Origin of the sequence: Dethiosulfovibrio peptidovorans, assembly GCA_002748665.1 — a bacterium.
Taxonomy (GTDB): Bacteria; Synergistota; Synergistia; order Synergistales; family Dethiosulfovibrionaceae; genus Dethiosulfovibrio; species Dethiosulfovibrio peptidovorans_A.
Genome location: PDTB01000040.1, coordinates 1 through 1,814 on the forward strand (window position 1 = coordinate 1; position 1,814 = coordinate 1,814).

The window sequence follows — 1,814 nt, forward strand, 5'->3', positions numbered from 1 at the left end:
ATTGATCACATATCGTGCCAACGTCTCAACACTCACCATGAAGCTCACCCCCCTATATTGTCCATCATTATATACCAATCTGAGATAAAAAAGCCCCTCGGGGAGAGGGGCTAAAACACACACCTTTAAACCGTATTATGGCAAAACCACTGAAAGACATCTTCGAGATTCATTGTCCCCCTGGCAAGATCAAGAGCAACTCTGACATAGTCCTCGTTATTCGCTGTAACGGAAATGTTGTTCAGTCCTAAAAAATACGTCGCAAGATACATCCCAAATCGCTTGTTCCCATCCTGCAACGGGTGTCCTTGAATGATAGACCGGCAGATAACAGCTGCCAGCTTCAGGGGATCATCTCCGTAATAGCTCGAAACAGCCTCAAGAGAGCAGACATACCCGATAGCATTGTAGGAAATGAGCCGTATGGGATCGTCATGGTACTGTTTCTGCAGGTCTCCAATAAGAGATAACGCCTCGTCGTCCTCAACCCAATTAATACTTGGAGAGGGCATGAAAGGCAGCCTCACGCTCTGAAAGAATCCGCTTACGAAGCTCCATACGATCCACCGGAGTTTGTACGCTCTGCGTCTTTTTCTCTCGTTTCTTCTCAGACATAGGGCGATCCCTCCCTTCCACGCTCACATTATAGCACTCCAGGATAAAAAAGCCCCCGTAAGGGGGCTACTTCAACTCTGGTCAGCTCTTATTGCGCCTTGGCGAGGACGCCGAAGAAGTTCAGGAACCAGCCTCGGGCTCGCTCGTTGTAGACAAAGGTTATAACCTCCCTGCTTGAATGAGGGGACTTCGTACGAACCCACGTACCGTACTCACCGGACACTCCCTTTGGGCTCTTCAATCCGTTTTCGCTCGCGACCTTCCCTATCTTCTGAGCCGATACACCGCACTCCCTGCCGATATCCGTGGCCGAATACATCGCCTCCGTTGCCTGGGGGAGCATATGAGTCAAGTCCTGCTTCGTCGTCAGTTCGGCGTACTTGGTCATAAAAACCGTCTTGCTCTCAGGCGTCATGACCTCGTTGAACTTCTCAATACCCTCAAGAATAAGCTTCGCCATGCGGTAATCGGCGTTTTTCTCCATCACTGCGATGCGCCGTAAAGCCAACTCGTCCTTCTTGTCGGCCTTACGTCTCTTCGCTTCGGGCGTTGCGTACTCGCCTGTTTTGCGAATGGCGGGGAGAAGGTCTGAGGTAACCCACTTGCGGAAACGTTTTGCTTCAGGCTTGTTCGAACGCATGATGAGGGTGTATAGGCCTGACTCATTGATGATATTTGTTCTCTGTTTTCTGCCGTGGGGGTCGACAATACCGACCCCCGATTTCTCATCTGCATCAAGGCGACTGATTGCGTCTTTATCGTTCTTGATATCCAGCACATCGCAAACATCCTTAGCCACCCACCAGGGCATACCGTCCTTCATAACAACCCGAACATCTCTCTTCTCGAAGCAGAATACCTGAAGTCCTTTTGACATATCGTTTCTCACTCCTTCTCTCTCGTCTTTGTCCATCATCTCTACATCCGGTTTGTCTTCTTTTTCAGGCTGAAGGTCATCTCTCAACGCCTTCAACAAAAGATCTTTGGAAGGCTCTACTCCGTGTCTCTCCATCCTTTGAAGAATACAAAAACAGTCAAACAGCCAGGCACCGTACAGATAATGGTGCGAGCATCGTTCAGGAAACCGCTTTACCCCTCGTTTCCACAGCTCAAGGGATTCGTGCGCAGCCAGCTCAACGATAATGTTCAAAGGCATGTCGTTATACGGATGCCCCGCATCGTAGAGTTTATCGCCGAGG

Annotated in this window: 2 protein-coding genes; both read right to left on the minus strand. The window is 49.8% G+C overall.

What is annotated here, in order from left to right; genetic code table 11:
* Positions 1-125: 125 nt before the first annotated feature.
* Positions 126-512, minus strand: a complete 387-nt coding sequence (locus tag CSA35_09805) for a hypothetical protein (GenBank protein PIE53724.1) — start codon at positions 510-512, stop codon at positions 126-128.
* Positions 513-703: 191 nt separating this feature from the next.
* A partial coding sequence (locus CSA35_09810; protein PIE53725.1) for a hypothetical protein occupies positions 704-1,814 on the minus strand: 1,111 nt, incomplete at its 5' end.

Coding starts and splice junctions, on each gene's coding strand:
- CSA35_09805 (PIE53724.1), bottom strand. CDS start 512: ATGCCCTCTCCAAGTATTAATTGGGTTGAGGACGACGAGGCGTTATCT.